Origin of the sequence: Filimonas zeae (genome assembly GCF_014641615.1) — a bacterium.
Classification (GTDB): Bacteria; Bacteroidota; Bacteroidia; order Chitinophagales; family Chitinophagaceae; genus Filimonas; species Filimonas zeae.
The window spans coordinates 393,728-420,201 of sequence record NZ_BMIB01000005.1; the positions used below are offsets into that span (position 1 = coordinate 393,728).

A 26,474-nucleotide genomic window follows, 5' to 3' on the forward strand; every position below is an offset into this window, starting at 1 on the left:
CCGGCAAACACCCCTTATTCTTACTACTTTACCTGCAAACAAAAGCCGTAAGATGCCGGATTACTCCCCACATGCCTACGGCCGGCACTAAGTATTAAACCATCTCTGCCATGGCTTCTTCTTTTACAACTGCTTTGCGTGGTACAGAAACTGCCGCAGGCTTTTTCTTTTTCTTCTTCTTACCCCACCATACAATAAAGCCGGTTACAGGTAAGCTGGCGCAGATAAGGCTGGCAAAAAAGGCAATGATTTTACCCGTAATACCACCAATAGCCCCTACATGAATATCGTAGTTGGCCCGGTAAATTTTATCTGCCACCGTTGCTTTGGCATACGGCGTACTGTAAATACCCTTACGCGGAATTTCTGCCAGTGTATTGGAATTATACGTTTTAAACTCGCGCTTGTAATAGGTTTTCAATGTAGGGTTATAGTATACCGTAAGCGGGTCAGTTTTCTTAGCCCCGAAACCTATTTGTAAATAGCCCTGATTATCTGGATACTGCGCCATCGAACGCTGCCACAATACATCTTCCGGGTGCGCATACATAGCAGTGGTACCGGGATCATTTTTAGCAGGCGGCTGATTTTTACCACGGCCGGTTTCCAGCTTTTTACCGCCGGAAAGCAACCAGTAGTAAGATTTACCCCACCACTCAAAGCTCCAGACCAACCCTGTTACTGCAATGGCAAACGCCACCAGCAGCACGTAAAAGCCCAGTACATTATGCAGATCGTAGTTTACCCGCTTAAAGCTGGCACCCCACTTTATTTTAAAGCTCTTATCAACATTCGCCTTTTTCAGGTTCTTCGGCCACCATATTACCAGGCCCGTTATCAACAGCAATACAAAAATAAATATAGCCCAGCCTACCACCACATGTCCCACTTCGTGGGGCAGCCACAGGTAGTAATGTCCCATCAGCACAATACGGAAAAAGTCTTTCTCAAACCGCTTTTCATGCAGAACCTCGCCGGTGTAAGGGTTCTGATAAATGGCGGTGTAGCCGGTGGCTTTAGTGTTATAGGCACTCATGGCCGCATGGCCGGGAGGATTATAGGTAACACCGGTAATTCTTCTTTCCAGTGTATCTGTTTTGCCGGCAAAAGCATATTGCTCTGCTTTCTGCTTTAGCACAGAGGGAGGCAGCATAGGCCTGTTCTCCGCCTTCACAAACTGAAAAGGCTCGGTTACCATCCGTATTTCACGCTCAAAAACATAAATACATCCGGTAATACTCACTATTACTACCACAATGCCGCTTGCCAGCCCCAGCCACAAATGCAGCCAGTCATTTACGCGGCGGAACAGAGATTTCCCTTTTTTCTTCTGCGGTTGCTTTGTCTTAACTATCCCCATCACTCAGTAGTAAATTGTTTAAACAGTCCGGTTTAACAGCATGGCACCATGCCATGTTACAAAATTGACCTGTTTGTTCCCTGAAGGTCTACGCTTTTGGGAAAATCGATTTACGGAATAGGGAAATAGCTTACAAAAAGGGATTGCGAATTGTGTATAACCAGCCCGGCTGCCCGTCAAAATCCAGCCGCCCGGCCAGCTTTAACCCGGCCTTTTCCAGCACCCGCAACGAAGCGCTGTTGGCAGCCATGGCCCTGCCAACAATAACCTGTATATGAAATTGATTGAAACCCAGCTCAATGGATGCCTGTGCAGCCTCTGTAGCGTACCCCTGCCCCCAGTACTGACGCAGAAAACGAAAGCCCACATCATACTCTTCCCTGGCGGGTGTATATTTTAAACCACACCAGCCCAGAAAACAACCGTCTGCCACGCGCGTAACCGCCCAGCGCCCCACGCCATACAGCCGGTATTGATCGTACGCACGCAAAAAGGCTGCAGCCGCTTCCACATCGGCAAAAGGCGCATCGCCGGTATATCGCAATACATCCTCATCCTGATTAAGCCGGAACAGGTTTCCGGCATCTGCTTCTGTCATCTGCCGCAACTGCAACCGCGGCGTTTGCGCTATTATGGAATGGTTCATAAATAAAAAAAGCCCCAAAGCCCTAATTAAATTTACAATGTAACCAGCATTTAATACATTTAACGCACCCTTAACCCCTTGTTTGAATGACTATTGTGAAGAAAATATTGCGTATGATCGCCTACTCAGCCCTCACCCTTGTGGCGCTGCTGCTCCTTTATCTGCTATCTGCATTTACCCTTTCCCGCATCAGCACTGCCAGAGAAAAAGATACACGCCCGGAAATGGCTATTTACATTCTCACCAATGGCGTACATACCGATCTGGTAGTGCCTGTTAAGAGTGAATACATTGACTGGAGCCAATACATTCCTTTCTCCAACACAAGCAGCAAAGACACTACCGCACAATGGCTGGCTTTTGGCTGGGGCGATAAAGGATTTTACCTGGAAACTCCTACCTGGGCCGATCTTAAATTCGGTACCGCCTTTAAAGCCGCATTCAGACTCAGTACTTCTGCCGTACATGCCACCTACTACCGCATGATGTCGGAAAACAAGGAATGCCGTAAAATTGAAATCAGCAAAGCACAATATGCCCGTCTGGTGGCTTATATACGCAACACCCTGGATACCACTGCCGGCGGCATGCCGGTATATATACCCACCACCGCCAACTATGGCAAACATGATGCTTTTTACGAAGCACGCGGCAGCTATCATCTGTTTCATACCTGTAATACCTGGGCAAACAACGGCTTGAAAAGCTGCGGACAAAAAGCCTGTGTATGGACTATTTTCGACACCGGCATTTTTTACCAGTACAAGTAAGCACATGAAACCATTTACCCTTTGCATAGAGTTTGAAGCAACCAGCACGCACACCTGGCAGCCCCGGCATCAGGTATGTTATGTACAGGTAAACCTGCCCGATGGACGCTACTGCTACCTTACAGTGGCTTCTGTAGAATACCTGGATGCCCCCCCGCAACAACAGCACCCACGCCTGCCCGATATTTTTGTACATGCCCTCTCCCGTGAGTGTATTGAAACCGCCGTGGGCGATTTGCTGGAAATAGATAATCTTCATAACCGATTAAACCCGGCGCCTCGCACATTTGCCTTTGGCTCCGCCCATTCAGCATGATGGTATTCCGGTGAATAGCCATCTTCAACCACACGGCAACCAGCGGGTTTGCCTATATTTGAAGCAGACCTGTGTTACTTATGGATCAACTGTTCGCCCATCTTAAAAACTTTTATCACTTGAGCCGCGAAGCGCAGATAGCACTTCAGGAATGTTTTCAGCAAATAACGCTTCCACGTAATGAATTTCTGATAAGAGAAGGTAAAACCTGCCGGCATATGTTCTTTCTGGAACAGGGTTGTCTGCGGGGTTACTACAACCTCGATGGAAAAGAAATCACCCATTGGTTTGGCTTTGAAAACGACTTCATCACCTCCTTTCACAGCTTCATTACCCATCAGCCCGCAGTAGAAAGCATTCAGCTGATGGAAGCAGGCACACTATGGGCTATTTCAAAAGAAGCACTTACGGGCCTGTACGACCGCCATCACGAAATTGAACGGCTGGTACGCATCGTGTACGAAAAGTATTACATACGCCTGGAAGAACGTTATGTAAACGCCCAGTTTAAAACTGCCACCGAACGTTACGAAGAACTGTTACAACAAAGTCCGCATATTATTGAAAGGGTACCCCTGGGTTATATCGCTTCTTACCTGGGCATATCGCAGGAAACACTCAGCCGCATACGCGCCCGGCTTTAACAAACCATTTTCTGCGTTTTTGACTATTGTCAAAAACGGGCTCACGGCCACCTGATAGCTTTGCTACCATAAACGAACAGTATATGAGTAACAAGAATAGTTTACAGCCGTCAGCCGCCTTTATAGCCGCCTCCTGGGCCGCACTTTTAGTGGGCGTAGTAGCTTATAATATCGGATTGTGGAATGCCGATATGCAGCTTAACGAGAAAGGATATTACTTCACCGTATTATTATTTGGTTTGTTCTCTGCCATTTCTGTACAAAAGGCCGTGCGCGACCAGATGGAAAATATACCGGTAACCAACCTGTACTACGGTATTGCCTGGGTTACCACTATTCTTTCAATCGTACTTCTTACAGTAGGCCTGTGGAATGCCAACCTTGTAAGAAGTGAAAAAGGATTCTATGCCATGTCTTTTACCCTAAGCCTTTTTGCAGCTATTGCTGTGCAAAAGAACACACGTGATATGAAGGGAGCTGGCAATAACAACTCCCAATCGTCCGGCAACGCTGTTGACTAACCTGTAAAACCACCCGTCGGATGGGGATCTGATACTTAAAAGCCCTCCCGCTTCCGGGCGGGCTTACTCATTGCCACCTCATGTATTTTACTAAGGCATAACCCGTTCTTCCCAGAGTAAGGCTGGCACATAACTTGCCCAAAAGTGCAAAAAACACATGCAAAACACTTCCCGCTCCTTTAACATCATCAGCTTTACCGCACACCCCAAACAGTACTACCCGGCCTCTATGAAACACGAGAGCTGGATGCCGGAAAACTATATAAAACATACTGAACTGGATATACCCATGGGCCAATCGCGCTATGGAGGCCCTGTTATAGACTTTCCACCTGGCATCAGCCATCCTGAAAACCTGCGTTTTGCAGCGCAGCTTGACCTGAAAGCGATTGCCCCATTTGATACAACCGGCCTGCTACCCAAACAAGGGCAACTGCTTTTCTTCTGCGACTTGATAACCAATGCCGGCAAGGCATTTTACGCAGATGTACCCAATGATGCATTGGTACGGCAGATAGTAGAACATGAAGATCATTTCTTTTCCGGTGTGCTGATAAACGAAGTATTTCCCGATACAGAAAACTGGTCTGAGCGCCTGCGCGAGCCTGAATATGAATGGGACAACGTAAATGCAGAAGGCAAAGTATGGGATGATTTTGCAGGCAGCAACCGCTCTAAAATCTTTGGTATATATACACATTGCCAGATGGGGCAGGAAGAAATAGAAGCCATTACTTACTCCGATAAAGTATTACTGTTGCAGATAGGCACAAACGGCTTTAATGACGAAGGCGTGTTTAGCGTACTGATACCCAGGCAAGATCTGGAGCAGCTGAATTTTGATAATTGTGAATTTGAATGGGGACAGTCGTAAGGTGTTTTCCAAACTCACGACAGGCGTTAACCCCAAAAGAAGCTATTCGTTTTGTTAAACAGATGAAAAGCGGGTCAGGTTGAAAAGCAAAGGCAATACACAGCCTTTTATATATGTAACAGAGAGCACGGAAACAAAAAAGCCTGCAAACATTATTTGCAGGCTCTGTAACTTTTGAAAGTTATCTGGCGGAGACGGCGAGATTCGAACTCGCGATACAGTTTCCCGTATACACACTTTCCAGGCGTGCTCCTTCAACCACTCGGACACGTCTCCATTTCCGTAAAGGGTGGCAAAAATACGGTTTCCGTTCAATTAACCATGAAATATTTTTAAAGCGTTTTGGGTAGTTATTTCGGCTATGGTTTCTACGCTTACCTGCTTCACTTCGGCCAGCTTTTCAGCTACATAAGTAACATAAGCGGTTTCATTACGCTTGCCACGGAAGGGCACCGGCGTAAGGTAGGGGGCATCGGTTTCCAGTACCATAAAAGACAAGTCTATTTTTTCCAGCGCAGCGGGCAGTCCGGCGTTCTTATAGGTAAGTACACCACCTATACCCAGATGAAAGCCCATGTTGGTAATCTGCACCGCGCTTTCATAGCTACCGCTAAAGCAATGAAAAATGCCCCGCAGCCCTCTGGCGGCAAAAGGTTTTACCGCTTCTATGGTCGGCTGCATGGCATTGCGGGTATGAATAACGATAGGAATATTTTTTTCCAGCGCCCATTCCATCTGCAGATTAAACGCTTCCAGTTGCTGATCGGCGAAGGTGCTATCCCAGTAAAAGTCAAGCCCTATCTCTCCCACTGCTACAAATGGACGTTTATCCAGCCAGTCTTTAACTATCTGCAATTCTTGTTTATAGTTTTCTTTTACATAACAAGGGTGCAATCCCATCATAGGAATACACACCTCCGGATATTGTTGTTCCAACAACAACATATCATTTATGCAACTGCTGTCTATACCCGGCATATACATACGCCCAATGCCTGCCTGCACAGCTCTTTCAATCATTTCCTTTCTATCGCTCTCAAAATCATCACTATATAAATGCGTATGGGTATCTATCAGCATCATATCTTTTATTTTTAACTAAGTGTTTTAACCCTTTAGAAAAAATGTTAATAATTTTTTTTTGGAGTATTTAAAGCAAGCATTACATTTGAACAAGTTTTCATAGGGTACGGATTAAAAACGGGCTGAGGTCTTTACCTCGGCCTTTCTTTTTTCAGTCCCCCCGCCTATTCATAAATCTCCAGCAAGCCTTCGGGCAGCACTACATGCACTTCTCCTTTCACCCTGTCCACCTTCTCCAGTGTTTCATCGTGCAACGGAATCAACGCCTCATTGCCCTTGTATGTAATGCGTAATAATACCTGGTGTGGCTGCTCAATTACCTCTTCTATAGCGCCCAGGTTTTCACCGCTGTGTATTAACTGATAGCCCAGCAGGCTGATGGGCGATTTAGTACCTGCCAGCTTGCGGAAGTCAGCATCCTGCAGCCATATTTTTTTTTGCACCAGTGCCACAGCCGCCTCTTTGGTATCTACACCCTCCAGTTTCAGATAAATTTCTGTACCGGTTTTGGCTTTGGAAGTTTCGAGAAAATAAGGAAGACGGGTGCCGTTTTTTTCCTCCACAAAAACCGCTTCCACATCTTTTAAAGCAGTTTTACGGTTAAGAGCATGCAGTAATATCAATTCACCCTTAACGCCAAACGTGGCTACTATTTTTCCTATATGAATGTAATCCATAAAACAGGGAGATCTTTTCAGTAACGATGGGTATAAAAAATAAAAGTCCCAGGCGCTTTATACCCGGGACTTTTACAGGAATTTCATTGATCCGATTATGCTTCCGCAGGACCTTCAGCAGGCTGATCGTTCCTTTGCGGTACTCTTCTTACAGGAGCACCACCCGGACGCTTAGCGCGTTGAGCCCTTTTGTTCTCTTCGCTACGCTGCTTCAGTTTTGCTTCATGTTCTTCGTGCCACTTAGCAAATTTAGTCATTGCTGTAGCTTCATCAAACAATCCCAGTTTCACACCTCTCAACAGGTGCTTCAGGTACAATACTCCTTTGAATGAAAGGATTCTACGTACTGTATCGGTAGGCTGAGCACCTTTGTGCAGCCATTCCAGCGCTTTCTGACGGTCTAAACTGATAGAAGCGGGTACAGTAAGAGGATTGTACGTACCAATTTTTTGGATGAATTTACCATCCCTTGGGGCCCGGGCATCTGCAACTACAATAAAGTAGAATGGTCTTTTTTTGCTCCCGTGGCGCTGTAGTCTCATTTTTACGGCCATGTTAAATAGACATTTAAAGGCTAAACAATTAGGTTAACTTTTTAATGGAGGGCAAAAGTAAACTATCAAAAAATAAAATCCAAAATTCAATCGCGTAAATTCCCGGTTTCGGCAAGACTTAACATTTTCGCCGAAACCGGTGTTGCAACTATCTTTTACCCATCATACCGGGCATACGGCCCATGGGCATTTTATTCATCATCTTCATCATCTGGCGCATCTGGTCAAACTGTTTCATAAAGGCATTTACCTCACTCAGTTGTTTACCAGCACCTTTGGCTATGCGCTGACGACGGCTTGGGTTAATTTCATCGGGGTTAGAACGCTCAAAAGGAGTCATAGAATTAATCATCGCCTCAATGCCTTTGAAAGCATCATCGCTGATATCCACGTCTTTAATGGCTTTGCCCACACCGGGAATCATACCCATCAGGTCTTTCAGGTTACCCATTTTCTTAATCTGCTGTAACTGATCCAGAAAGTCCTGAAAATCAAACTGGTTCTTACGTATCTTCTTCTCCAGCTTGCGTGCCTGCTCCTCATCATACTGCTCCTGGGCTTTTTCCACCAGCGAGGCAATATCACCCATACCCAGAATACGCTGCGCCATCCTTTCCGGATAAAACACGTCCAGGGTTTCCATCTTCTCCCCACTGCTCACAAACTTAATAGGTTTGTTTACCGTGTATTGAATAGAAAGGGCCGCACCACCTCGGGTATCGCCATCTAACTTGGTAAGTACCACACCGCTGAAGTCCAGACGCTCATTGAAGGCTTTGGCAGTATTTACCGCATCCTGACCCGTCATGGAGTCCACCACAAACAGAATCTCAGTAGGGCCTACTGCAGCCTTTATGTTAGCCACCTCGGTCATCATCACCTCATCCACCGCCAAACGGCCGGCAGTATCAATGATAACTACGTTCTTGTTTTTTGCTTTGGCTTCCTTAATCGCATTCTGCGCAATGGCTACCGCGTCGTTGTTATCACGCTCGGCATAAATATCCACGCCAATCTGCTCAGCCAGTACGGTCAACTGGTCAATCGCCGCCGGACGGTAAATATCCGCAGCAACCACCAGTGGTGATTTGCCTTTTTTGGTTTTGAGATAATTAGCCAGTTTACCGGTAAAAGTGGTTTTACCACTACCCTGTAAACCTGCAATCAGAATAACGGCGGGATTGCCTGTAATGGAAAATTCAGCTTCCTTGCCGCCCATTAACTCAGCCAGTTCGTCCTGAACAATCTTCACCATTAACTGGCCGGGGCTAATGGCATTCAGCACCTTCTCACCCAGTGCCTTGTCCTTAACCTTATCGGTAAACTCCTTGGCAATCTTATAGTTAACGTCCGCGTCAATCAGCGCGCGGCGGATATCCTTTACCGTATTGGCAATATTCAGTTCCGAAATGCGAGCTTCGCCTTTCAGGTTCTTAAATGCACTTTCTAACCTCTCTGACAGGTTCTGGAACATAGCAATTCTAGGTATTTAGAACCGCAAATATAGGTATTAGCCCAGGTATACCCGTAAATGACTACAGGTTTTGGTTTTAAGCTTGCTAAGGGCCTTGTCTTTAATCTGCCTTACCCTTTCCCGCGTGAGGTTAAAACGCTCACCAATGTCTTCCAGACTCAGCGGATGGTCTACCCCAATACCATAGAAATAACACAGCACATCTTTCTGCCGGCTGGTTAAGGATAACATAGACCGCTGTACATCGCGGCTGAGCGACTCGTAGTAGTCCAGCTTGCGGTCGGTACTTTCGGCATTGGAGTTCTCCAGTACATCTACCAGCGTAATGGCATCATCTGAATCAGACAATGGAGAATCCATACTTACATGGCGGGAATTGATGCTCATACTGGCCGATACATCCTCCAGCCCTACCTCCAGCAGTTCTGCCACCTCTTCGGGCGTAGGCTCGCGCTCATACTCCTGCTCCAGCTGCTGAAACGCCCTGCTGATGCGGTTGCTGAGGCCCACTTTGTTCAGGGGCAGGCGTACAATACGGCTTTGCTCGGCAAGTGACTGCAGAATGCTCTGGCGTATCCACCATACAGCGTAGGAGATGAATTTGAAACCCTTGGTTTCATCAAAACGGATGGCAGCACGTATAAGGCCCAGGTTGCCCTCGTTGATAAGATCGGACAAGGAGAGGCCCTGGTTCTGGTACTGCTTGGCCACAGATACCACAAAACGCAGATTGGCTTTAATCAAACGCTCTAAAGCAGTTTGATTGCCTTTTTTAATTTCAGAGGCAAGTCTTACTTCGTCTTCAGCAGTTACCATATCCACCTTTCCTATTTCCTGAAGATACTTTTCAAGACTTTGCGACTCACGGTTAGTGATTGACTTGGTGATTTTTAATTGGCGCATGCTCATATGCAGGTGTTTAAGTAGTCGGAAGGGTTACTAGAGTAACATGTAACAGCAATTTAACATTTTTTTGTAACGAAAGCAATTTTATTTCCCTATGCAATCCCTGAAAAACAGGCATTTGCAAAATGCCCCTGATTTGATAGAAAAATTATTTACGGGCTATCAATTATTTAATATTATTGCAGCCCTTGATTGTTTGAAGATTAAACGATGTGTAATGAGTAAAAAACAGATATATACGCTGGAATACCCTGTGAGATGTTCCCCCTCCATTTTGTACGAGTTTCTCTCTACACCGGCGGGCTTGCAGGAGTGGTTTGCAGACAAGGTGGATGAAAGGGATAATATTTTCAGCTTCTCCTGGAATGGCGGTACTCCTGATAAAGCAGAACTGGTAGAAAAAGAACTGGATAAATTTGTCCGTTACCGTTGGTTACACCTGCCTAAAGAAGAGTTTTTCGAATTCAAAATCGAAAAAACTGAAATCACCAACCAGACCATCTTAGTAATCAAAGACTTTGCTGAAAAGAACGAGATTAAAGATCAGAGCCAGTTGTGGGAATATCAGGTGAAAGATCTGTTTCACCGCCTGGGCAACTAACCACACTGCCACGGCAACGGTTTCGCAGGAAACCCCGAAGCTTAAATGTAAGGAGATAACTAAGTGATTAAAAAACTTGATACACTCATTATAAGGGCCTTCGTAGGGCCTTTTTTTGCTACATTCCTGATAGCCCTGTTTGTATTGGTAATGCAGTTCTTCTGGCTGTATATTGATGATCTGGTAGGTAAGGGATTAGATATATTCACCATCTTTAAGCTTATTGGCTATGTGGCGGCTTTTAACGTGCCCATGGCATTGCCGCTGGCGCTGCTGCTCTCCTCTATCATGACCTTCGGCAACCTGGGCGAGAGCTTTGAACTGGTAGCCATTAAATCGGCCGGTATTCCGCTGGTACGCTTTATGCGCCCCCTGTTACTGGTAACCATTGGCATCAGTGGTATTGCTTTTCTCTTTTCTAACAACGTTATTCCGGTAGTAAACCTGAAACTGAATGCGCTGAAGTACGACATCATTGTTACCAAACCCGCGTTTGATATTAAAGAAGGTACTTTCTACGATAAGATAGACGGCTTTGTTATCAAAATTGGTAAGAAGGAAAAGGACGACAGCACCATACGCAATGTGGTGATTTATGAAAAGGCGTACAACCTGCAGGACCGCATGCTGGTTGCGGAAAGCGGTATTATGCGCACAACGCCTGATAAAAGGTTTCTGGAGTTTAACCTGCGCAATGGCTGGCGTTATGAAGAGAACGGCCCCCGCAACTCATTAGGTACCGATTTTATACGCCTGGGTTTTAAGGAGTATAAGAAGGTGATGGACCTGAGCAGTTTTAAGCAAAGCAAAACGGAAGATTCGCTGTTTAAATACGACGCCAAAATGCTGAGCGTACGCCAGCTGACAATATCCATAGATTCATTGGAAAAGGGCTTTAAAACCTTTTATGAAAGGGCCCGCCGCGAAACAGCAGCTTACCTCACCTTTGCCAGATTTGGCGATAGTAACTGGGCTAAAGTAAAAGTGCCACCACCTGTAAAAGCCAAAAACTTTGATGCCCTGATAGCAGATTCTATCCGCGAGCAGGTAGATGAAAGGGCTATTTCGCAGATAAGCATGGTAAGCACCAACATTACACAAATCAGTAACGATTACGTAGCCAAACGCCAGATACTGCGCAAGCACTGGATTGAGTGGAACCGCAAATTCACGCTGTCTGCCGGTTGTATTGTACTGTTTATGATTGGGGCACCGCTGGGTTCCATCATCCGTAAAGGTGGTTTGGGTATGCCGCTGGTATTTGCCATCATTTTCTTTGTGGTATTCTACATTCTCAACACCATGGGTGAAAAATTTGCCAAAGAAGGCGTTACTTCTATTGGTGTGGGTATGTGGTTATCTACCATGGTACTGGTGCCCATTGGCCTGTTCCTTACCACCAAGGCCATGAGCGATTCGCAGCTTTTTAACAAAGAAGCTTACTTCCGCTTTTTTAAAAAAGTACGCAAACTGATAAAACGTTCCAAAGAAGAAGATACGAAAGAAAAAACGGCCGCTTTATAGTAGCAGGCCGTTTTACTACCTTTGCAGAAACCGTTACCTGATTTGACAACAGCCAGGCAAAATCTGAAAGTACAGCAATGGATAACAGCACTCTCTATAGTGCTGTTTATAGCTAAAATAACAGCCTGGTTTCTTACACACTCCCTTGCTATATTAACAGATGCACTGGAAAGCATTGTGAATATTATGGCCGGTTTTATTGGCCTGTACAGCCTGTACGTAGCAGCCAAACCGCGTGATACCGATCATCCCTATGGCCATGGCAAGGCCGAGTTTGTTTCCGCCGCAGCAGAGGGTACTCTAATCATCACCGCAGGGGCCCTTATTATTTACGAAACCATCCTCAACTTTATTGAACACAGACCTATACAGAAACTGGATAATGGTTTAATACTAATAGCCATAACAGCCGTGGTTAACTACGTGGCAGGCGCCTGGTGCATCCGTACCGGCAAACGCAATCAGTCACTGGCATTGCAGGCCGCAGGCAACCATTTACAGGTAGATACGTATTCCACGCTGGGCATTATTGCCGGTTTGCTGATTATACTGTTTACAAAGCTCTATTGGCTGGATAAAGCCATTGCGCTGGGTATGGGGCTGTTTATTATTTACAACGGCTATAAAATACTCCGCCGCTCGCTGGCCGGTATTATGGATGAGGCGGATATGGAGCTGTTACAACGCATGGTAGTGTTGCTTAACCAGCACCGCCGCCCCAACTGGGTAGATATACACAACCTGCGGGTAATTAAGTATGGCAGTCTACTGCATGTAGATTGTCACCTTACCGTTCCCTGGTACCTGAATGTGCATGAGGCGCATACCGAAGTGGATGCCCTGCGCAAGCTGATACAGGATGAGTTTGGAGATGCCTTTGAAATGTTTGTACATACCGATGGATGCCTGCCTTTTGGCTGCCCCATTTGTATTAAAGCCGATTGTCTGAAACGGCAGCATCCTTTTCAGCACCGGATTGAATGGACGCTCGACAACCTGATTTCCAATGCAAAACACAACAACGAAGCAAGCAATGCTACCGCCTATTAGTCATTCCGCTTATCTTCGCCTTTCAAATTCATTAAACATTTACATATATGCAAGCGTGGAAAGATTACCAGCAACAGCATAAAGACAGGTTTTTAAACGAACTGCTCGAATTGTTGCGCATTCCCAGCGTAAGTGCCAGAAGTGAGCATAAGAATGATATGATCAGCTGTGCCGAAGCCGTTAAACAACGTTTACTGGAAGCAGGAGCTGATACAGTGGAAATTTATTCTACTCCCGGTCACCCGGTAGTGTATGGCGAAAAGCTGTTAGATCCTTCCAAACCTACCGTACTGGTATACGGCCACTACGATGTGCAGCCGCCAGATCCGCTGGAACTGTGGCACAGCGGCCCGTTTGAGCCGGTAATTAAAGATGGTAAAGTGTATGCACGCGGCGCCTGTGACGATAAAGGCCAGTTTTACATGCACGTGAAAGCGTTTGAAACCATGACGCAGACCAACAGCCTGCCTGTAAACATTAAGTTTCTGATTGAGGGTGAAGAAGAAATAGGCAGCCGTAATCTGCAGGACTTTGTAGAAGCGCACAAAGAACTGCTGAAAGCAGATGTAATACTGATAAGCGATACCGCCATGTTAAGTCTGGAAAACCCCAGCATTGATGTAGGCGTGCGTGGCTTAACCTATATTGAGGTGGAGGTAACCGGCCCTAACCGCGATTTACACAGTGGTGTATACGGCGGTGCTGTAGCCAACCCTATCACCATTCTGGCAAAGATGATAGCCAGCCTGCACGATGAGAATAATCACATAACCATACCCGGTTTTTACGACGATGTACTGGAAGTGTCTGCCGCTGAGCGTGCAGAACTGGGCAAAGCGCCGTATGATGAAGCGGAGTACAAGAAAGACCTGGGCGTACAGGAGCTGTGGGGCGAAAAAGGCTTTACCACCAATGAGCGCACCGGCATCCGTCCTACCCTGGAGGTAAACGGTATCTGGGGTGGTTACACCGGCGAAGGTGCTAAAACCGTACTGCCTTCTAAAGCATTTGCCAAAATCAGCTGCCGCCTGGTACCTAACCAGGGTAGCGAGAAAATGACGCAGGTGGTAATTGATCATATACTGAAGAGTGCGCCTGCTTACGTGGAAGTAAAAGCAACGCCGCATCACGGTGGCGATCCGTATATGACACCGGTGCAGTCTGATGAGTACCGGGCAGCATCCAAAGCCATTGAAACTACTTTTGGTAAAGCACCTATTCCGGTTCGTGGCGGCGGCAGTATTCCTATTACGGCGCTGTTTGAGAGTATTCTCAACTGCAAAACCGTGTTCCTCGGCTTTGGACTGGACAGTGATAACCTGCACAGCCCTAACGAGAAATTTGATATTGCCAACTTCTATAAAGGCATAGAAACCATTCCTTATTTCCATCAGTATTATGCGGAAATGAAGAAGTAAAAGATACATACATCGTAGCGGGCAGCAGCCTGCTACGATGCTTTAAACGTTGTTTTATGAGTACCGCAGCATCCAAAGAAAAACTACGCATAGATAAATACCTGTGGTCCATCCGCATTTATAAAACCCGCAGTCTGGCTGCCGAAGCATGCGAAAAAGGCCGGGTAAAACTACAGGGCAGCGCCGTAAAACCTTCGCGCACGGTGCATATAGGTGATGAATATGAAATGCGCACCGAAGCCCGTAAATGGATTATTAAAGTAACGGGCCTGCTGGACCACCGCGTGCCTTATACAGAGGCCATTCTCAACTATACCGACCTTACGCCACCGGAAGAGATTGAGGTAAAACGCGAAAGCACCTCCTTTCATACCGGTAAACGCCTCAGCAAGATTGGCCGCCCTACCAAAAAGGAGCGCCGCGATCTGGATGGGTTTATGGATGACGATACGGAAGCAGCTGAATAACTACCTACCAAACGGCTTGCTGCCTCAACAGGCCGTTTAATTATCTTTGCCGCATGAAGATTGACATTATTAGTGTTTTGCCCGAGTTGCTGGATAGTCCCCTTTCTCACAGTATAATGAAACGTGCACAGGAAAAAGGCCTGCTGGAAGTGCAGGTACACCCACTGAGAAAATGGGCCATCAACCAGCATGGTCAGATAGATGACTACCAGTATGGCGGCGGCGCAGGCATGGTAATGATGTGTGAACCGCTGGCTAATGCCATTGAAGAACTACAGAAGGATGGCGCCTATGATGAAATTATTTATATGACACCCGACGGCGGCACCTTTAACCAGAGAACAGCCAACGGGCTTTCACTAAAAGACCGCCTGCTGATTATCTGCGGCCATTACAAAGGCATTGATCAGCGCATTCGCGACAAATATGTTACACTGGAAATAAGCATTGGCGACTTTGTACTCAGCGGCGGCGAGCTGGCTGCTGCCGTAGTGATAGACGCCATAGGCCGCATATTACCAGGTGTATTAAACGATGAAACCTCTGCCCTTTTTGACTCCTTTCAGGATAACTTATTAGCCCCACCGGTATATACCAGACCGGCTGAATTTATGGGTATGAAAATACCGGAGATTCTGTTATCGGGCGATCCTAAGAAAATAGACGATTGGCGATACGAGCAGTCTATTATACGCACCAAAGAAAGGCGCCCTGACTTACTGACCGACAGCGACTTATAAAGGGTTTTACCACATAAAATACCTGTTTGCGGTTTAAACATTTATGCCCCAACCGGGCATTTTATGTCCGATACGGTTATTTCTAAGCCTGAATAACTGTTACACTTACAATTGACAATATTACTTTTGGTACAGGTTCGCAAGAATCTATCCCCGTTTTCCAATCCAATATCAGAGAAACCTTTTCGAGTATGTTTTGGCTTCTGAAAGGTAAGAGACTTCAGAAGCTGTCGAAGAGAAGAAATTTGCTTTGACGTACAAAAATCCTGTTTGGACCCCGATCTGACAGGATTTTTGTACCATCGCAATCATCTTCGCAAGGCCTCAGTTTTCCGTCCGTTTGCTAACTGGTAATGATCTGCACAAAATCCAATTTCTGAAAACCGTTTTGTACTACCCATCCCTTTAAATACTATTATCATCAGGGTACCCTGATGTAAGGAAAGCCCTTATTCATCGTGGGGCTTTTATTTATTTGGCTACGTACCTGCCTCAACCTGTGAGCTTTCCGCATGCGGCGACGTGTTGCAGATGGGCGTTGAACAGCCCTATACAGGTTTACCAGAACTTCACCAGGCGTTGGCTTATAGGAGCACACAGCCTTTTCCGGCTGTAGCTCACGGCCAATAACGGCCGCCTCATCCAGCAGTAATAGCATTACGTCTTCACTGCTTTTCCCATCCTTTACATATTGAATTGCCTTACCGGCCAGGCGTTGGTAATGGCTGCGTTTACGGCAGTCAGGTAAGGTACGGTATACCTCCGCGGCAAGCGGAGCAGCAATTGCCAGCCAGTGTGCGTACCGGCGTAACCCCGCAAATTCAGCCGAGGTTTTTACACGCTTTGTGCATAAACGGTTACAGCGGCGCACGCGCCATTGCCCGCCGCACCGGTAAATGGTAATGCCCCCACGGGTTCCCACAAAAGGAGGTTCGCCTGTAAATATGGCCATAGCGTACGAATTACTATTACAAGTTACCTCAAATACGGCACAAACCACCTTAAAATCTGAACGCTTTAATACCGAACGCACACCGGAGGGGAAGCGAACCCAGGCACTTGCCTTACTACAACGTCCCCCGTACCTGGCGTTGATTAATTCTGGTCGCCGGCGCGCGCAGTGTACGCACTACTTGGCTCCTTACCCTATTAAAAACAGGTGCTGCCTAAAGCCAGCCTGCTGCCATATACTACTTACCCGCTGCCCGTTTACTTTGTTGCCAGCCATTTACTGATACGCAGCAAGTCATTAGCTACCACGGCGTAACCTTTATGCAGCCGGAAAACTGTACTTTTATTCCCTTCTCAGCTTAAACTTAATACATATGTCCACTTTTACTATAGCAGGCCAACTGGCAGACGTTTGGAAAAAGAGTGTTTACCCGGCAGAAATCACCGTTTCGGAAGGAAGAATAACGGCCATTACACCACTGCCGGCAACTACCTCTACCCTCTCACTGCCTTACCTGTTGCCCGGCTTTGTAGATAGTCACGTACATATTGAAAGCAGCATGCTGGTGCCCTCAGAGTTTGCGCGTTTAGCGGTGGTGCATGGTACCATTGCCACGGTAAGCGACCCGCACGAAATAGCCAATGTGTGTGGTATAGAAGGCGTGCATTTTATGATAAACAATGGCAAACAAACGCCCTTCAAATTCAACTTTGGTGCGCCCAGCTGCGTACCTGCCACCACCTTTGAAACCGCAGGCGCTACGCTGGATACGCAGGCCGTAACCGGGCTGCTGGCCATGGAGGAGATTAAATACCTGAGCGAAATGATGAACTTTCCGGGTGTGCTGAACAAAGACCCGGAAGTAATACATAAAATAGCCGCTGCACACGCAGCCGGTAAACCCGTAGATGGCCACGCACCGGGCCTCCGCGGCGATCAGGCGCGGGAATACATTGCCGCCGGCATATCTACCGATCATGAATGTTTTACCGCAGCAGAAGCGCTGGATAAGCTGCAATACGGTATGAAAATTCTGATAAGAGAAGGCAGCGCTGCTAAAAACTTTGAAGCACTGGTAAGCCTGTTAAACGATCATGCAGATAACATCATGTTCTGTAGCGATGATAAACATCCGGATAGTCTGGTAGCTGGTCACATTAACCAGCTCTGCGCCCGTGCGGTGGCTAAGGGCATTCCGCTTTTCAACGTACTGCAGGCCGCCTGTGTAAACCCCGTATTGCATTACAAACTGGGCATGGGATTATTGCGCGAGGGAGATGCAGCAGATTTGATTATAGTAAAAGACCTTACACATTTTGAGGTAAAACAAACTTATATAGATGGCGTGCTGGTAGCCGACAAAGGCAAAAGCCTGCTCAACAGCCAAACGGTACAACCCATTAATCAGTTTAACTGCACAGCTATTGATGCTGCGGTACTGGCAGTGCCTTTTACCGGCCAGCCCACTATACAGGTAATGGAAGCGCTGGATGGTCAGCTGATTACCAACAAAGGTGTTTATGAGCCACTGGTACAGAATAACCTGATAGTAAGCAATACTGCCCGTGACATTTTAAAAATAGTAGTGGTGAACCGCTACAACCCCGCACCTGTAGCCATTGCCTGGGTAAAGAACTTTGGATTACAAAAGGGTGCTATCGCATCCAGCGTAGCGCACGACAGCCATAACATTATTGCGGTAGGGGCAGATGATGCCAGCCTTGCACAGGCTATTAATCTGGTGATTGAAGCCGAAGGTGGCGTAAGCTGTGTGGTACCGGGTGAAGCAGCGCAGATAATAGCCCTGCCGGTTGCGGGCCTTATGAGTGCAGAAGATGGATATAAGGTAGCGGATGATTACACCCGTATTGATAAACAGGCCAAAGCCGCCGGAGCCACATTAGGTTCACCGTTTATGACGCTGAGCTTTATGGCATTACTGGTAATTCCGCACCTGAAACTGAGCGACCTGGGCCTGTTTGATGGAGATAGTTTTTCGTTTACGGCTTAAAACTCCTGACCAATCCATACTGCACCGCCAATACTGCTGCGAACAGCGCCTGTAACGCTGTTGAGCACGGTATTTTCTTCGCGCCAGCGCAGTATGCCCAGCAGCGCCATAATCAGCGCTTCTTTATAGTTAATCAGTTGTTCATCAGCCACCGTAACGGTAATGCCGAAAGGTTGTACTGCCTCCTGTATTCTTTTTACCAGAAAACCATTGAGTGCGCCTCCGCCGGTTACCAGCATCTGGTGGCCCGCGCCTGCTGCTTTGGGCTGTAGTGCATTTACTGCATAGGCCACCTGCTGCGCAATATGTTCGGTATAGGTACGTAAAGCATTTTGAGTAGTTGCCTGCGCTGCCTGTACCAGCGGGTAAACCGTATCGGTGCCAAAGCTGTTGGCGAGCGATTTGGGGTAGCTCTGCTGATAATAAGGCAGGGCATTGAGTTGCGTAAGTAAACCGGTATCTACCGCGCCACCTGCGGCCAATGCGCCGTTATCGTCGTAGGCTTTGCCCTCCTGTGCAGCCAGCATGTTCAGCACACGGTTGGCCGGGCAAACATCGTAGGCAATATAACCTGAAGGGCTGTTTAAAGAGATATTGGCAATACCACCAATGTTTAAAAACCAGCTGTTATCACCCAGCAGCAGTTTTTCGCCCAAAGGCACAATAGGTGCTCCCTGTCCGCCCAGGGCCACGTCCAGCGCGCGTAAATCGCTCACTACATTAATACCGGTAACGGCTGCAATGGTGGCGCCATCGCCCAGTTGGGCAGTCATTTTCTGCTCCGGGGCATGAAATACGGTATGGCCGTGACTGGCAATCAGTTGTACCTGATGGTGCAGGCTGTAGGTTTCAATAAACTCATTCACCTTTTCGCCGGAAAAACGACCGAACCCGCTGTGTAACAACAGGTAATCACGGGCATTCAGCTGATCGGCCGTGCGCAGGCGGTTTGCCCATTCCTCACTGTAGGCGTAGCAGTGTGCTGCCTTAATTGTATAGGTCCATTTGCCCCTGCTTTCGTCAAGCTCTGCAAACACTACATCCAGTCCGTCCAGCGACGATCCGCTCATTAAACCGATTACCCTGTATATCATAATGGCGCAAAAGTAAAAATTTTTACTTTTGCGCCATGGTAATCAACTTAAGCGATCAACACAGCCTGGTAAGCAACTGGGTAAGCGAACTCAGAAATGTAGACGTACAAAACGACCGTATGCGTTTTCGCCGCAATCTGGAGCGTATTGGCGAGGTGGCCGCTTACGAGATAAGCAAGGAGTTGCCCTGGGTAGAAACAGAGGTGCAAACCCCGCTGGGCACCCACAACAGCAAGTTACTGGCAGAGCAGCCGGTGCTGATTACCATTCTGCGTGCAGGCCTGCCGCTGCATCAGGGTATGCTCAACTACCTGGATAAGGCAGACAACGGCTTTATCTCCGCCTACCGCAAACACCACCGCGATGGCAGTTTTGAAATAAGTCTGGATTATATGAGCTGCCCCTCACTGGACGGCCGTATTGTTATCATCAGCGATCCTATGCTGGCCACCGGCTCTTCCCTGGTAAAATCTATTGCCGGTTTAAAAGCCGAGGGTACTCCGTCTGAAATACATGTGGTTTGTGCCATTGCCTGTACTTCGGGTATTGAGCTGGTAAAGCGTCAGTCAGGCGACGACATCAAAATCTGGTGTGGCGATATTGACGATGAAATAACTGCAAAAGGTTACATTGTACCTGGTTTAGGGGACGCTGGCGATCTTGCTTTTGGCAGTAAAACGCAATCCTGATCGCACACATTACCTTTTATATATTTTATCGGTGAAGCAACAGTAATCACGGGGGGATTATCTTACATTTAACGCGCAATCCCAACTGATGAGAAAGTATGTTCTACTATTAGCAACAATTTGGGGAATGAATAGCGGTGTTTCTGCACAGGATCCGCACTTTTCCCAATTCTTTGCATCGCCCTTAACGCTCAACCCTGCTTTCACCGGCAAGTTTGATGGCAACGTGCGTGTGGCCGGTAATTACCGCAATCAATGGCCTTCTATTAATCAGGCCTACCAGACCGCTACGGGCTCTGTAGACTTTCCTATTCTGCGTGGGCGCATTCCTGAAAATGATACCTGGGGCGTAGGCGCCATGGCGTTTACAGATAAGAGTGCCGCAGGTGCTGTTAAATTCAACTATTTTACCCTTAGCACCGCTTACCATAAAGGACTGGACGAAGAAGGATTTCATCAGATAGGGCTGGGCTTTCAGGCCACTTACAGCAATATGATGATTAACACCGGCGCGCTGAAGTTTGAAGATCAGCTGACCAGCTCCGGCTTTACCGGCGCTACCTCAGAAGCCTTTGGTGGCAGTACATTGAAGAATAATTACTGGGATGTAAATGCGGGCCTGTTATACACCGGCAGCACTACTGACAGAAATAACTTTTACGCGGGCTTTAGTGTGTATCATATTAACCGCCCCAAACAAAGTTTCAATCCCGGCCCTAATGAACTGATATACCTGCTGAACCCGCGTGTTACCTTCCACGCAGGTGGTTACACCCCGCTTAGCGATAGAGCCGTTTTACATCTGAGCCTGCTCAGCAGTTCGCAGGCAAAAGCACGCGAAACCGTTGCGGGTGGTGCGGTGCAGTTTATGACCGGCGATATTGATTACAACCCCATCAGCTTGTATACCGGTGTATGGACCCGCTTTGGCGATGCCCTGATTCCTTACCTGGGCCTGGAGTTTAATTCAATGCGTTTGGGAGTTACGTATGACGTAAATACCTCGCAGTTGAAAACCGCTTCCGGCAGCAAAGGCGGTATTGAAGTATCTCTCATTTACATTAATAAATCGCCCGATACCAGAAACCTTCCTTGTCCTAAGTTTTAGTTTATTTCTTTTTAGCGCTTACATACTTATTGCCCTTTACTATAAAACGGTAAGGCCATAGCGCATGTTCGCCTGCGTAATCCACCCCAATACGGGGTGTAGCAAGCACTTCTTCTTCTTTGTAAGTAAACCCATCATCGGCAATATACAGGTTGCTTTCCTGTTGCGCCAGCAAGGCTCCTGTGTGTACTACGGAAATACCCAGTGCCTTTGCCACGTTGCCCGGGCCCCGGGTAAGGGTATAATCCTGTTGGGCTTTACCGGTTCTGCGTAGCATTTCATCTATCCCCACCAGTGGCTCCAGTGCGCGTATGAGAATAGCATGCGGAATATCTTTCTGGTTGGTAACTACGTTAAACATCTGGTGCAACCCGTAACAGAGATACACGTAAGCAGTACCCCCCGTGGCATACATAATTTCTGTACGTTGGGTACGCCGCCCGCTAAAGGCATGGGAGGCTCTGTCGCCCACGCCCTCGTAAGCTTCGGTTTCTACAATTCTTCCGGCAGTAATAACGCCATCAAACGAAGTAACCAGTATCTTTCCGAGCAGTTCACGCGCAACGGTTACAACATCTGCCCGCAGATAGAAGGACTGGTGCAGTTTTTGCCAGTTAGCAAAAACTTGTTCAGAATCACTAATATGGTTCCATTTACGTGTCAATTCACCTAAATTTAACCGCAAAATAAATCCCCCAGGTGTTAAAAGAGATAATAATAGCCATCCAATCCTATAGCCAGGCCCATTTTTTTATTCAGAAACACAAGCTATGGAAATGGATTTTGATACCCGGTATTGTTTACGCCATACTGTTTATGGTAAGCATGTACTTTTTTGGGGGAACGGCCAGCAGCTTTATTGACTGGCTGAACACGAAAACCGGGCTGGTAAGATGGGTGGAGCGCCGCCAGAGTGGTTTACTCGGTTTTCTGTTTGCACTATCGGGTTTGTTCTTCTGGTTGATGCAGATGATGCTGTACTTCTCTTTGTTTAAATACGTTATTCTCATTATAGGCTCACCCGTATTTGCCTACCTGAGCGAAAAAACAGAAGCCATACTGGAAGGGCAGGAACTGCGTTTTCAGTTTTCTGAAGTAAAGGCAGATATTACCAGGGGTATTAAAGTGGCATTACGCAACGCCGCCCTGCAAACCTTTTACAGTGTGCTGCTGGTAATTTTATCGCTTATACCTATTGCCGGCTGGATTACACCTGTGCTGGGTGTTACCAACGAGTGCTTTTATTACGGCTTTTCTATGATGGATTACAGCTTTGCCCGTAAGCGCAAAGGCACCGCCAGCAGTAATTACTTTATTAATCATAACAGAGGCCTGGCAGTGGGCAATGGTATTGTATTCTTTCTCATGCACCTGGTTCCTTTTGTGGGCTGGGTGCTGGCGCCGGCCTATGCTATTATAGCTGCCACCTTCAGCATGCGCCGTGTGCGGGAAAAGAACGGAATACCTAAATAAATTTGTGCAATATGAGCCTGGGCGTTGTATATCTGATACCAACCGTTTTACATGAAGAAGAGCAGGCCTTACAGGTACTGCCCTCTTACATACTGGACGCTATAAAACAGTGTGATTCCTTTTTTGCAGAGAACGAAAAAACAGCACGTCGCTTCTTTAAGAAACTGTGGCGGGAAATGGTGATTGATAACTACAGCTGGTTTGCCATTCACAAAGCCGAAGAAGCGGTTACCAACGCTTTTGTACAACAACTGCAACAAGGTAAAAACATCGGTATTATCAGCGAAGCCGGCTGCCCCGGCGTGGCAGATCCCGGCCAGATACTGGTAGCCGCCGCCCAGAAAGCAGGTGCAGTAGTAAAACCGCTGGTAGGCCCCAGTTCTATTTTACTGGCCCTTATGGCCAGCGGTATGAACGGGCAGGGCTTTCGCTTTCACGGCTATCTGCCTATAGACGGTGTTGACCGCAAAAAGGCCATCAGAGAGCTGGAAGCAGACTCACAAAAGCAAAACTGCACCCAATTATTTATAGAAACGCCCTACCGGAATAACCAGCTGGTTGGTGACATACTGCAAACCTGCCGCCCCGAAACACGCCTGTGCATTGCCGCCGATATTACTGCATCTACCGAAAACATACGCACACGCACTATTAAAGAATGGAAACAGCAGGTACCCGACGTACATAAAAAGCCTGTTATCTTTTTATTACACGCCTGATTCTCAACGAATACAACACACACATTATCAAAACTTTAACTACTTAAAGGCGTATTCGCCTAACTGGCCAACTATTCCCTAAACCGCAACAACCAATTGAAGAAATGATTGTTACTTTGCTTACTTAAACCATTGTGCATGCGTATAGGAATTGTATGCTACCCCACCTTTGGGGGTAGTGGTGTTTTGGCTACAGAGTTAGGAAAGGCATTGGCAGATAAAGGACATTCAGTACATTTTATTACTTACCAGCAGCCCGTTCGGTTAAACGTTTTTAATACCAACATTTATTACCATGAAGTACGGGTACCCACTTACCCGCTGTTCGATTACCCACCGTATGAGCTGGCACTCGCCAGTACCATGGTAGATGTAATCCGTAACCACGATCTGGATCTGCTGCATGTGCATTACGCTATACCCCACGCCTCTGCGGCTTATATGGCCAAGCAGATACTGGCCAAACAAGGCAGAGATATCCCTTTCATAACCACTTTACACGGTACCGATATTACCCTGGTAGGAAAAGATAAAACCTACGAGCCGGTAGTTACCTTCTCTATTAATGAAAGTGACGCTATTACTGCAGTATCGCAGAACCTGAGGGAAGAGACTTACCGCTCCTTCCCTATTACCAAAGAGATAGATGTGATTCACAACTTTGTGGACGTAAAAAGGTTCAATAAAAAGCCTATTGAAGCGTTCCGCAAGGTGATAGCCCCTAACGATGAAAAGATACTGGTACACGCCTCTAACTTCAGAAAAGTAAAGCGCGTACAGGATGTAGTAAGGGTATTTGCACAGGCGCTGGCTAAAGTACCCGCTAAACTGCTGATGGTAGGGGATGGCCCGGAACGCCCTATGGCAGAAGAACTGGTAAGAGAACTGGGGGTAGACGAGCACGTACGCTTTTTAGGCAAACAGGAGCAGATGGAAGAGATTATGGCCGTATCTGATATATTTGTGCTGCCCTCAGATTATGAAAGCTTTGGTTTGGCTGCGCTGGAAGCTATGGCAGCCCGCATGCCGGTAATAAGCTCTAACGCAGGTGGCTTACCAGAGGTAAATATTGATGGGGTAACCGGTTATCTTACCAAAGTAGGTGATGTAGCGGCCATGAGTGAGAAAGTAGTAGAACTGCTTACGGATGACGAGAAACTGAACCGTTTTAAAGAACAGGCCTACGAGCAGGCCTGCCGTTTCGATATTCACAATATTATTCCGCGGTATGAAAAGCTGTACAGCCGTTTCTGCCGGATGGAGCCGTGCTTTTAAACTAGCGTTTTTTCAGCCACACTTCAGGGTTCAGATTAGTTTTATCGTTCGATACCATAAAAGTAATCTGGCCCTCTCCATCATCTCCTTCTGCGGCTTTACCCAGTAAAGTGCCTGCCTTTACTTTATCACCTCTGCTTACATTGGCAGACGAAAGGTTGCTATAGGTAGTGAAATACTTACCGTGAATAATAATTACCGCCTGTGTTCCGCCCATATCAGCTACCGTAGATACTTCTCCATCGGCCACCGACTTAACGCTAATGCCTTTGGGTGTGGAGATAGTAATACCATCGCTTACACCGCGCAGGTTGGTACCCGGAATAGTATAAGGCCCGAAATGGATAGAAACGAAACCCTTATCTACCGGCCATGGTAATCTTCCCCTATTGCTTTCGAAGTTCAGCGACATGGTTAAGCCTTCAGGCGTAGATTCAAATACGTTGTAATCTCTGTTGGAAACGCCACCGCTGGTGCCCACCATACCTGTAACCGTTTCTGTAGGCCTGGGAGTAGTTTTAGGAGGTTGCTGTACCGTTGTTGTTTTATCCGGAGCAGCCGTAGCCGGAGTAGTTGGCGTGGCTGGTTTATTCTGCGCAGCCCTTTCTGCGGCTGCTTTGTCTGCCGCTGCTTTCTCAGCTGCTGCGGCTATTTTACGTTTGCGTTCTTCTTCTGCTGCGGCTCTGTCACGCGCTTCTTTCTCTCTGGCTAAACGCTCTTTTTCCTGTCTTATGCGCTCTTCCCGCTCGCGGCGGATAGCTATCTGTAATGCCTTGTTCAGTTTTTCACGAGCCTGCTGATGTGCTTTGATCTGAGAAGCAATATCTGATTCCTGACCTTTCAGCACCTCTACCACTTTATCCTTCTCTTTCTTGTCATCTTCCAGCACCACCAGTTGCTGGCCATGCTCTTTCAGCGCTTTATTCTTATCCGTTTTGCTGTTGGTAAGAAAGTTGGCTTTCTCCCCCAGTACCTGCTGGGTTTTTACAATGTTATCTACCTGGGTGGTACGATACTGGCGGTAGCTTCTCAGGTAAGCAACCCGCTTCATAGCATCGTTAAAACTGGTGGCGGAAAAGATAAAGTTGAGATAGTCGTAGTTACTGCGGTTTTTGTAAGCAAACACCAGGCTTTGTGCATAGTTCTGCTTCAGCGTATCCAGCTCACGGCGCATGCGGTTCATCTCCAGCGTGGTGAGATAAATATCGTCATCAATACGCCTCAGATCTTTGTTGAGTGTAGAAACCAGTTCTTCCCGGGCGCGGATTTTACGCTGAACCAATGCGAGCTGACCAATAGACTGCTTCTTGTTCTTCTTGATTTCATCGTAGGTTTTATTCAGCTCCGCCAGTTCCTGTTGCAGATCCTGCTGTTTTTTCTGGATCTCTTCTCGTGTCTGCTGGGCAATACCTGAAAAGGCTACCAGTAGCGCAATAAGGGAAAAAAACAGCTTCTTTGTCATCATGCAAATCCGGTTTTATAATGGGTTCTAGTCTACCTGCTACAAAGTAAACGTTGACTGGTTAAT

28 protein-coding genes and 1 tRNA gene are annotated in these 26,474 nt (G+C 47.0%); 17 read left to right on the top strand and 12 right to left on the bottom strand.

The features are described 5' to 3' along the window. Nucleotides 1-94: 94 nt before the first annotated feature. Together IEY13_RS25215 and IEY13_RS25220 are read right to left on the bottom strand one after the other, a co-directional pair. Nucleotides 95-1,360, bottom strand: a complete 1,266-nt coding sequence (locus tag IEY13_RS25215; RefSeq protein ID WP_188957614.1) for a PepSY-associated TM helix domain-containing protein — start codon at nt 1,358-1,360, stop codon at nt 95-97. A 130-nt stretch (nt 1,361-1,490) separates the two neighbouring features. Next, nucleotides 1,491-2,006, bottom strand: coding sequence for a GNAT family N-acetyltransferase (locus IEY13_RS25220; RefSeq protein ID WP_188957616.1), 516 nt, complete (start codon nt 2,004-2,006; stop codon nt 1,491-1,493). 113 nt (nt 2,007-2,119) lie between these two features. On the opposite strand from IEY13_RS25220, the gene IEY13_RS25225 reads away from it, so the two are divergent. The 5 genes from IEY13_RS25225 to IEY13_RS25245 all read left to right on the top strand — a co-directional run bounded on the left by IEY13_RS25225 (nt 2,120) and on the right by IEY13_RS25245 (nt 5,131). Continuing rightward, the gene (locus IEY13_RS25225) at nt 2,120-2,776 is read left to right on the top strand and encodes a TIGR02117 family protein (protein ID WP_229688008.1); all 657 of its coding nucleotides are present in this window, start codon (nt 2,120-2,122) and stop codon (nt 2,774-2,776) included. Between the two features lie 4 nt (nt 2,777-2,780). Further along, a complete protein-coding gene (locus tag IEY13_RS25230) occupies nt 2,781-3,092 on the top strand; it encodes a hypothetical protein (RefSeq protein ID WP_188957620.1) in 312 nt (103 codons plus the stop codon). 80 nt (nt 3,093-3,172) lie between these two features. Then, nucleotides 3,173-3,736, top strand: a complete 564-nt coding sequence (locus tag IEY13_RS25235; RefSeq protein ID WP_188957622.1) for a Crp/Fnr family transcriptional regulator — start codon at nt 3,173-3,175, stop codon at nt 3,734-3,736. 83 nt (nt 3,737-3,819) lie between these two features. Then, the gene (gene yiaA / locus IEY13_RS25240; RefSeq protein WP_188957624.1) at nt 3,820-4,257 is read left to right on the top strand and encodes an inner membrane protein YiaA; all 438 of its coding nucleotides are present in this window, start codon (nt 3,820-3,822) and stop codon (nt 4,255-4,257) included. A gap of 157 nt (nt 4,258-4,414) precedes the next feature. Further along, nucleotides 4,415-5,131: a DUF1963 domain-containing protein gene (locus tag IEY13_RS25245; protein ID WP_188957626.1), complete on the top strand. Its 717-nt coding sequence runs from the start codon at nt 4,415-4,417 to the stop codon at nt 5,129-5,131. A 186-nt stretch (nt 5,132-5,317) separates the two neighbouring features. Here the strand turns inward: IEY13_RS25245 and IEY13_RS25250 are convergent. The 6 genes from IEY13_RS25250 to IEY13_RS25275 all read right to left on the bottom strand — a co-directional run bounded on the left by IEY13_RS25250 (nt 5,318) and on the right by IEY13_RS25275 (nt 9,828). Then, nucleotides 5,318-5,407, bottom strand: a tRNA-Ser gene (locus tag IEY13_RS25250). Nucleotides 5,408-5,446: 39 nt separating this feature from the next. After that, nucleotides 5,447-6,214, bottom strand: a complete 768-nt coding sequence (locus IEY13_RS25255; RefSeq protein ID WP_188957628.1) for a TatD family hydrolase — start codon at nt 6,212-6,214, stop codon at nt 5,447-5,449. A 164-nt stretch (nt 6,215-6,378) separates the two neighbouring features. Continuing rightward, entirely contained in the window at nt 6,379-6,891 is a 513-nt protein-coding gene (gene rimM / locus IEY13_RS25260; RefSeq protein WP_188957630.1) for a ribosome maturation factor RimM, read from the bottom strand. Nucleotides 6,892-6,986: 95 nt separating this feature from the next. After that, nucleotides 6,987-7,445 (bottom strand): 30S ribosomal protein S16, encoded by a 459-nt coding sequence (gene rpsP / locus IEY13_RS30380; RefSeq protein WP_188957632.1) that lies wholly within the window; start codon nt 7,443-7,445, stop codon nt 6,987-6,989. A gap of 148 nt (nt 7,446-7,593) precedes the next feature. Continuing rightward, on the bottom strand, nt 7,594-8,919 hold the full coding sequence (gene ffh, locus IEY13_RS25270) for a signal recognition particle protein (RefSeq protein WP_188957634.1): 1,326 nt from the start codon (nt 8,917-8,919) through the stop codon (nt 7,594-7,596). Nucleotides 8,920-8,955: 36 nt separating this feature from the next. After that, nucleotides 8,956-9,828 (bottom strand): sigma-70 family RNA polymerase sigma factor, encoded by an 873-nt coding sequence (locus IEY13_RS25275; protein WP_229688009.1) that lies wholly within the window; start codon nt 9,826-9,828, stop codon nt 8,956-8,958. A 214-nt stretch (nt 9,829-10,042) separates the two neighbouring features. On the opposite strand from IEY13_RS25275, the gene IEY13_RS25280 reads away from it, so the two are divergent. The 6 genes from IEY13_RS25280 (at nt 10,043) to trmD (ending at nt 15,625) form a co-directional block, all read left to right on the top strand. Continuing rightward, the gene (locus IEY13_RS25280; protein WP_188957635.1) at nt 10,043-10,426 is read left to right on the top strand and encodes an START-like domain-containing protein; all 384 of its coding nucleotides are present in this window, start codon (nt 10,043-10,045) and stop codon (nt 10,424-10,426) included. Nucleotides 10,427-10,489: 63 nt separating this feature from the next. Then, a complete protein-coding gene (locus IEY13_RS25285; protein WP_188957637.1) occupies nt 10,490-11,950 on the top strand; it encodes an LptF/LptG family permease in 1,461 nt (486 codons plus the stop codon). A gap of 42 nt (nt 11,951-11,992) precedes the next feature. Beyond that, the gene (locus tag IEY13_RS25290; RefSeq protein WP_188957639.1) at nt 11,993-13,000 is read left to right on the top strand and encodes a cation diffusion facilitator family transporter; all 1,008 of its coding nucleotides are present in this window, start codon (nt 11,993-11,995) and stop codon (nt 12,998-13,000) included. Nucleotides 13,001-13,047: 47 nt separating this feature from the next. Continuing rightward, complete coding sequence (locus IEY13_RS25295; protein WP_188957641.1) at nt 13,048-14,418, top strand: dipeptidase; 1,371 nt, start codon at nt 13,048-13,050, stop codon at nt 14,416-14,418. A 56-nt stretch (nt 14,419-14,474) separates the two neighbouring features. Further along, the gene (locus IEY13_RS25300) at nt 14,475-14,885 is read left to right on the top strand and encodes an RNA-binding S4 domain-containing protein (RefSeq protein ID WP_188957643.1); all 411 of its coding nucleotides are present in this window, start codon (nt 14,475-14,477) and stop codon (nt 14,883-14,885) included. 53 nt (nt 14,886-14,938) lie between these two features. Continuing rightward, nucleotides 14,939-15,625: a tRNA (guanosine(37)-N1)-methyltransferase TrmD gene (gene trmD / locus IEY13_RS25305; RefSeq protein ID WP_188957646.1), complete on the top strand. Its 687-nt coding sequence runs from the start codon at nt 14,939-14,941 to the stop codon at nt 15,623-15,625. 421 nt (nt 15,626-16,046) lie between these two features. On the opposite strand, the gene IEY13_RS25310 is transcribed toward trmD, so the two are convergent. Then, nucleotides 16,047-16,577: a hypothetical protein gene (locus tag IEY13_RS25310; RefSeq protein ID WP_188957648.1), complete on the bottom strand. Its 531-nt coding sequence runs from the start codon at nt 16,575-16,577 to the stop codon at nt 16,047-16,049. A gap of 373 nt (nt 16,578-16,950) precedes the next feature. On the opposite strand from IEY13_RS25310, the gene ade reads away from it, so the two are divergent. Then, nucleotides 16,951-18,588 (top strand): adenine deaminase, encoded by a 1,638-nt coding sequence (gene ade / locus IEY13_RS25315; RefSeq protein ID WP_188957650.1) that lies wholly within the window; start codon nt 16,951-16,953, stop codon nt 18,586-18,588. Here ade and IEY13_RS25320 read toward each other — a convergent pair. Continuing rightward, on the bottom strand, nt 18,585-19,682 hold the full coding sequence (locus IEY13_RS25320; protein ID WP_188957652.1) for an anhydro-N-acetylmuramic acid kinase: 1,098 nt from the start codon (nt 19,680-19,682) through the stop codon (nt 18,585-18,587). The genes ade and IEY13_RS25320 overlap by 4 nt on opposite strands. Nucleotides 19,683-19,717: 35 nt before the next feature. Here IEY13_RS25320 and upp point away from each other — a divergent pair, with 35 nt between their 5' ends. Both upp and IEY13_RS25330 read left to right on the top strand, forming a co-directional pair. After that, the gene (gene upp, locus IEY13_RS25325) at nt 19,718-20,371 is read left to right on the top strand and encodes a uracil phosphoribosyltransferase (protein ID WP_188957654.1); all 654 of its coding nucleotides are present in this window, start codon (nt 19,718-19,720) and stop codon (nt 20,369-20,371) included. A gap of 88 nt (nt 20,372-20,459) precedes the next feature. Continuing rightward, the gene (locus IEY13_RS25330; protein ID WP_188957656.1) at nt 20,460-21,479 is read left to right on the top strand and encodes a PorP/SprF family type IX secretion system membrane protein; all 1,020 of its coding nucleotides are present in this window, start codon (nt 20,460-20,462) and stop codon (nt 21,477-21,479) included. Nucleotide 21,480: 1 nt separating this feature from the next. Here the strand turns inward: IEY13_RS25330 and IEY13_RS25335 are convergent, their stop codons facing one another. Then, a complete protein-coding gene (locus IEY13_RS25335; RefSeq protein ID WP_229688011.1) occupies nt 21,481-22,143 on the bottom strand; it encodes a DNA-3-methyladenine glycosylase in 663 nt (220 codons plus the stop codon). A 35-nt stretch (nt 22,144-22,178) separates the two neighbouring features. On the opposite strand from IEY13_RS25335, the gene IEY13_RS25340 reads away from it, so the two are divergent. From IEY13_RS25340 to bshA, 3 genes are all read left to right on the top strand, one after another. Further along, nucleotides 22,179-22,952, top strand: coding sequence for an EI24 domain-containing protein (locus tag IEY13_RS25340; RefSeq protein ID WP_188957658.1), 774 nt, complete (start codon nt 22,179-22,181; stop codon nt 22,950-22,952). 11 nt (nt 22,953-22,963) lie between these two features. Further along, nucleotides 22,964-23,671, top strand: a complete 708-nt coding sequence (locus IEY13_RS25345) for an SAM-dependent methyltransferase (protein ID WP_229688012.1) — start codon at nt 22,964-22,966, stop codon at nt 23,669-23,671. 138 nt (nt 23,672-23,809) lie between these two features. Further along, nucleotides 23,810-24,946 (top strand): N-acetyl-alpha-D-glucosaminyl L-malate synthase BshA, encoded by a 1,137-nt coding sequence (gene bshA, locus IEY13_RS25350; RefSeq protein WP_188957660.1) that lies wholly within the window; start codon nt 23,810-23,812, stop codon nt 24,944-24,946. A 1-nt stretch (nt 24,947) separates the two neighbouring features. Here bshA and IEY13_RS25355 read toward each other — a convergent pair whose 3' ends face one another. Next, nucleotides 24,948-26,411 (bottom strand): murein hydrolase activator EnvC family protein, encoded by a 1,464-nt coding sequence (locus IEY13_RS25355; protein WP_188957663.1) that lies wholly within the window; start codon nt 26,409-26,411, stop codon nt 24,948-24,950. Nucleotides 26,412-26,474 lie beyond the last annotated feature (63 nt).

Bases quoted from the DNA above. Each gene is read 5' to 3' on its own strand.
- IEY13_RS25235 (WP_188957622.1), top strand. From the start codon at position 3,173: ATGGATCAACTGTTCGCCCATCTTAAAAACTTTTATCACTTGAGCCGC.
- IEY13_RS25320 (WP_188957652.1), bottom strand. From the start codon at position 19,682: ATGATATACAGGGTAATCGGTTTAATGAGCGGATCGTCGCTGGACGGA.
- rimM (WP_188957630.1), bottom strand. From the start codon at position 6,891: ATGGATTACATTCATATAGGAAAAATAGTAGCCACGTTTGGCGTTAAG.
- IEY13_RS25355 (WP_188957663.1), bottom strand. From the start codon at position 26,411: ATGATGACAAAGAAGCTGTTTTTTTCCCTTATTGCGCTACTGGTAGCC.
- IEY13_RS25255 (WP_188957628.1), bottom strand. From the start codon at position 6,214: ATGATGCTGATAGATACCCATACGCATTTATATAGTGATGATTTTGAG.
- IEY13_RS25295 (WP_188957641.1), top strand. From the start codon at position 13,048: ATGCAAGCGTGGAAAGATTACCAGCAACAGCATAAAGACAGGTTTTTA.
- IEY13_RS25230 (WP_188957620.1), top strand. From the start codon at position 2,781: ATGAAACCATTTACCCTTTGCATAGAGTTTGAAGCAACCAGCACGCAC.
- IEY13_RS25225 (WP_229688008.1), top strand. From the start codon at position 2,120: ATGATCGCCTACTCAGCCCTCACCCTTGTGGCGCTGCTGCTCCTTTAT.
- yiaA (WP_188957624.1), top strand. From the start codon at position 3,820: ATGAGTAACAAGAATAGTTTACAGCCGTCAGCCGCCTTTATAGCCGCC.
- bshA (WP_188957660.1), top strand. From the start codon at position 23,810: ATGCGTATAGGAATTGTATGCTACCCCACCTTTGGGGGTAGTGGTGTT.
- trmD (WP_188957646.1), top strand. From the start codon at position 14,939: ATGAAGATTGACATTATTAGTGTTTTGCCCGAGTTGCTGGATAGTCCC.
- IEY13_RS25215 (WP_188957614.1), bottom strand. From the start codon at position 1,360: ATGGGGATAGTTAAGACAAAGCAACCGCAGAAGAAAAAAGGGAAATCT.
- IEY13_RS25345 (WP_229688012.1), top strand. From the start codon at position 22,964: ATGAGCCTGGGCGTTGTATATCTGATACCAACCGTTTTACATGAAGAA.
- IEY13_RS25220 (WP_188957616.1), bottom strand. From the start codon at position 2,006: ATGAACCATTCCATAATAGCGCAAACGCCGCGGTTGCAGTTGCGGCAG.
- IEY13_RS25280 (WP_188957635.1), top strand. From the start codon at position 10,043: ATGAGTAAAAAACAGATATATACGCTGGAATACCCTGTGAGATGTTCC.
- ade (WP_188957650.1), top strand. From the start codon at position 16,951: ATGTCCACTTTTACTATAGCAGGCCAACTGGCAGACGTTTGGAAAAAG.
- IEY13_RS25300 (WP_188957643.1), top strand. From the start codon at position 14,475: ATGAGTACCGCAGCATCCAAAGAAAAACTACGCATAGATAAATACCTG.
- IEY13_RS25330 (WP_188957656.1), top strand. From the start codon at position 20,460: ATGAGAAAGTATGTTCTACTATTAGCAACAATTTGGGGAATGAATAGC.
- IEY13_RS25275 (WP_229688009.1), bottom strand. From the start codon at position 9,828: ATGAGCATGCGCCAATTAAAAATCACCAAGTCAATCACTAACCGTGAG.
- IEY13_RS25245 (WP_188957626.1), top strand. From the start codon at position 4,415: ATGCAAAACACTTCCCGCTCCTTTAACATCATCAGCTTTACCGCACAC.
- upp (WP_188957654.1), top strand. From the start codon at position 19,718: ATGGTAATCAACTTAAGCGATCAACACAGCCTGGTAAGCAACTGGGTA.
- ffh (WP_188957634.1), bottom strand. From the start codon at position 8,919: ATGTTCCAGAACCTGTCAGAGAGGTTAGAAAGTGCATTTAAGAACCTG.
- rpsP (WP_188957632.1), bottom strand. From the start codon at position 7,445: ATGGCCGTAAAAATGAGACTACAGCGCCACGGGAGCAAAAAAAGACCA.
- IEY13_RS25310 (WP_188957648.1), bottom strand. From the start codon at position 16,577: ATGGCCATATTTACAGGCGAACCTCCTTTTGTGGGAACCCGTGGGGGC.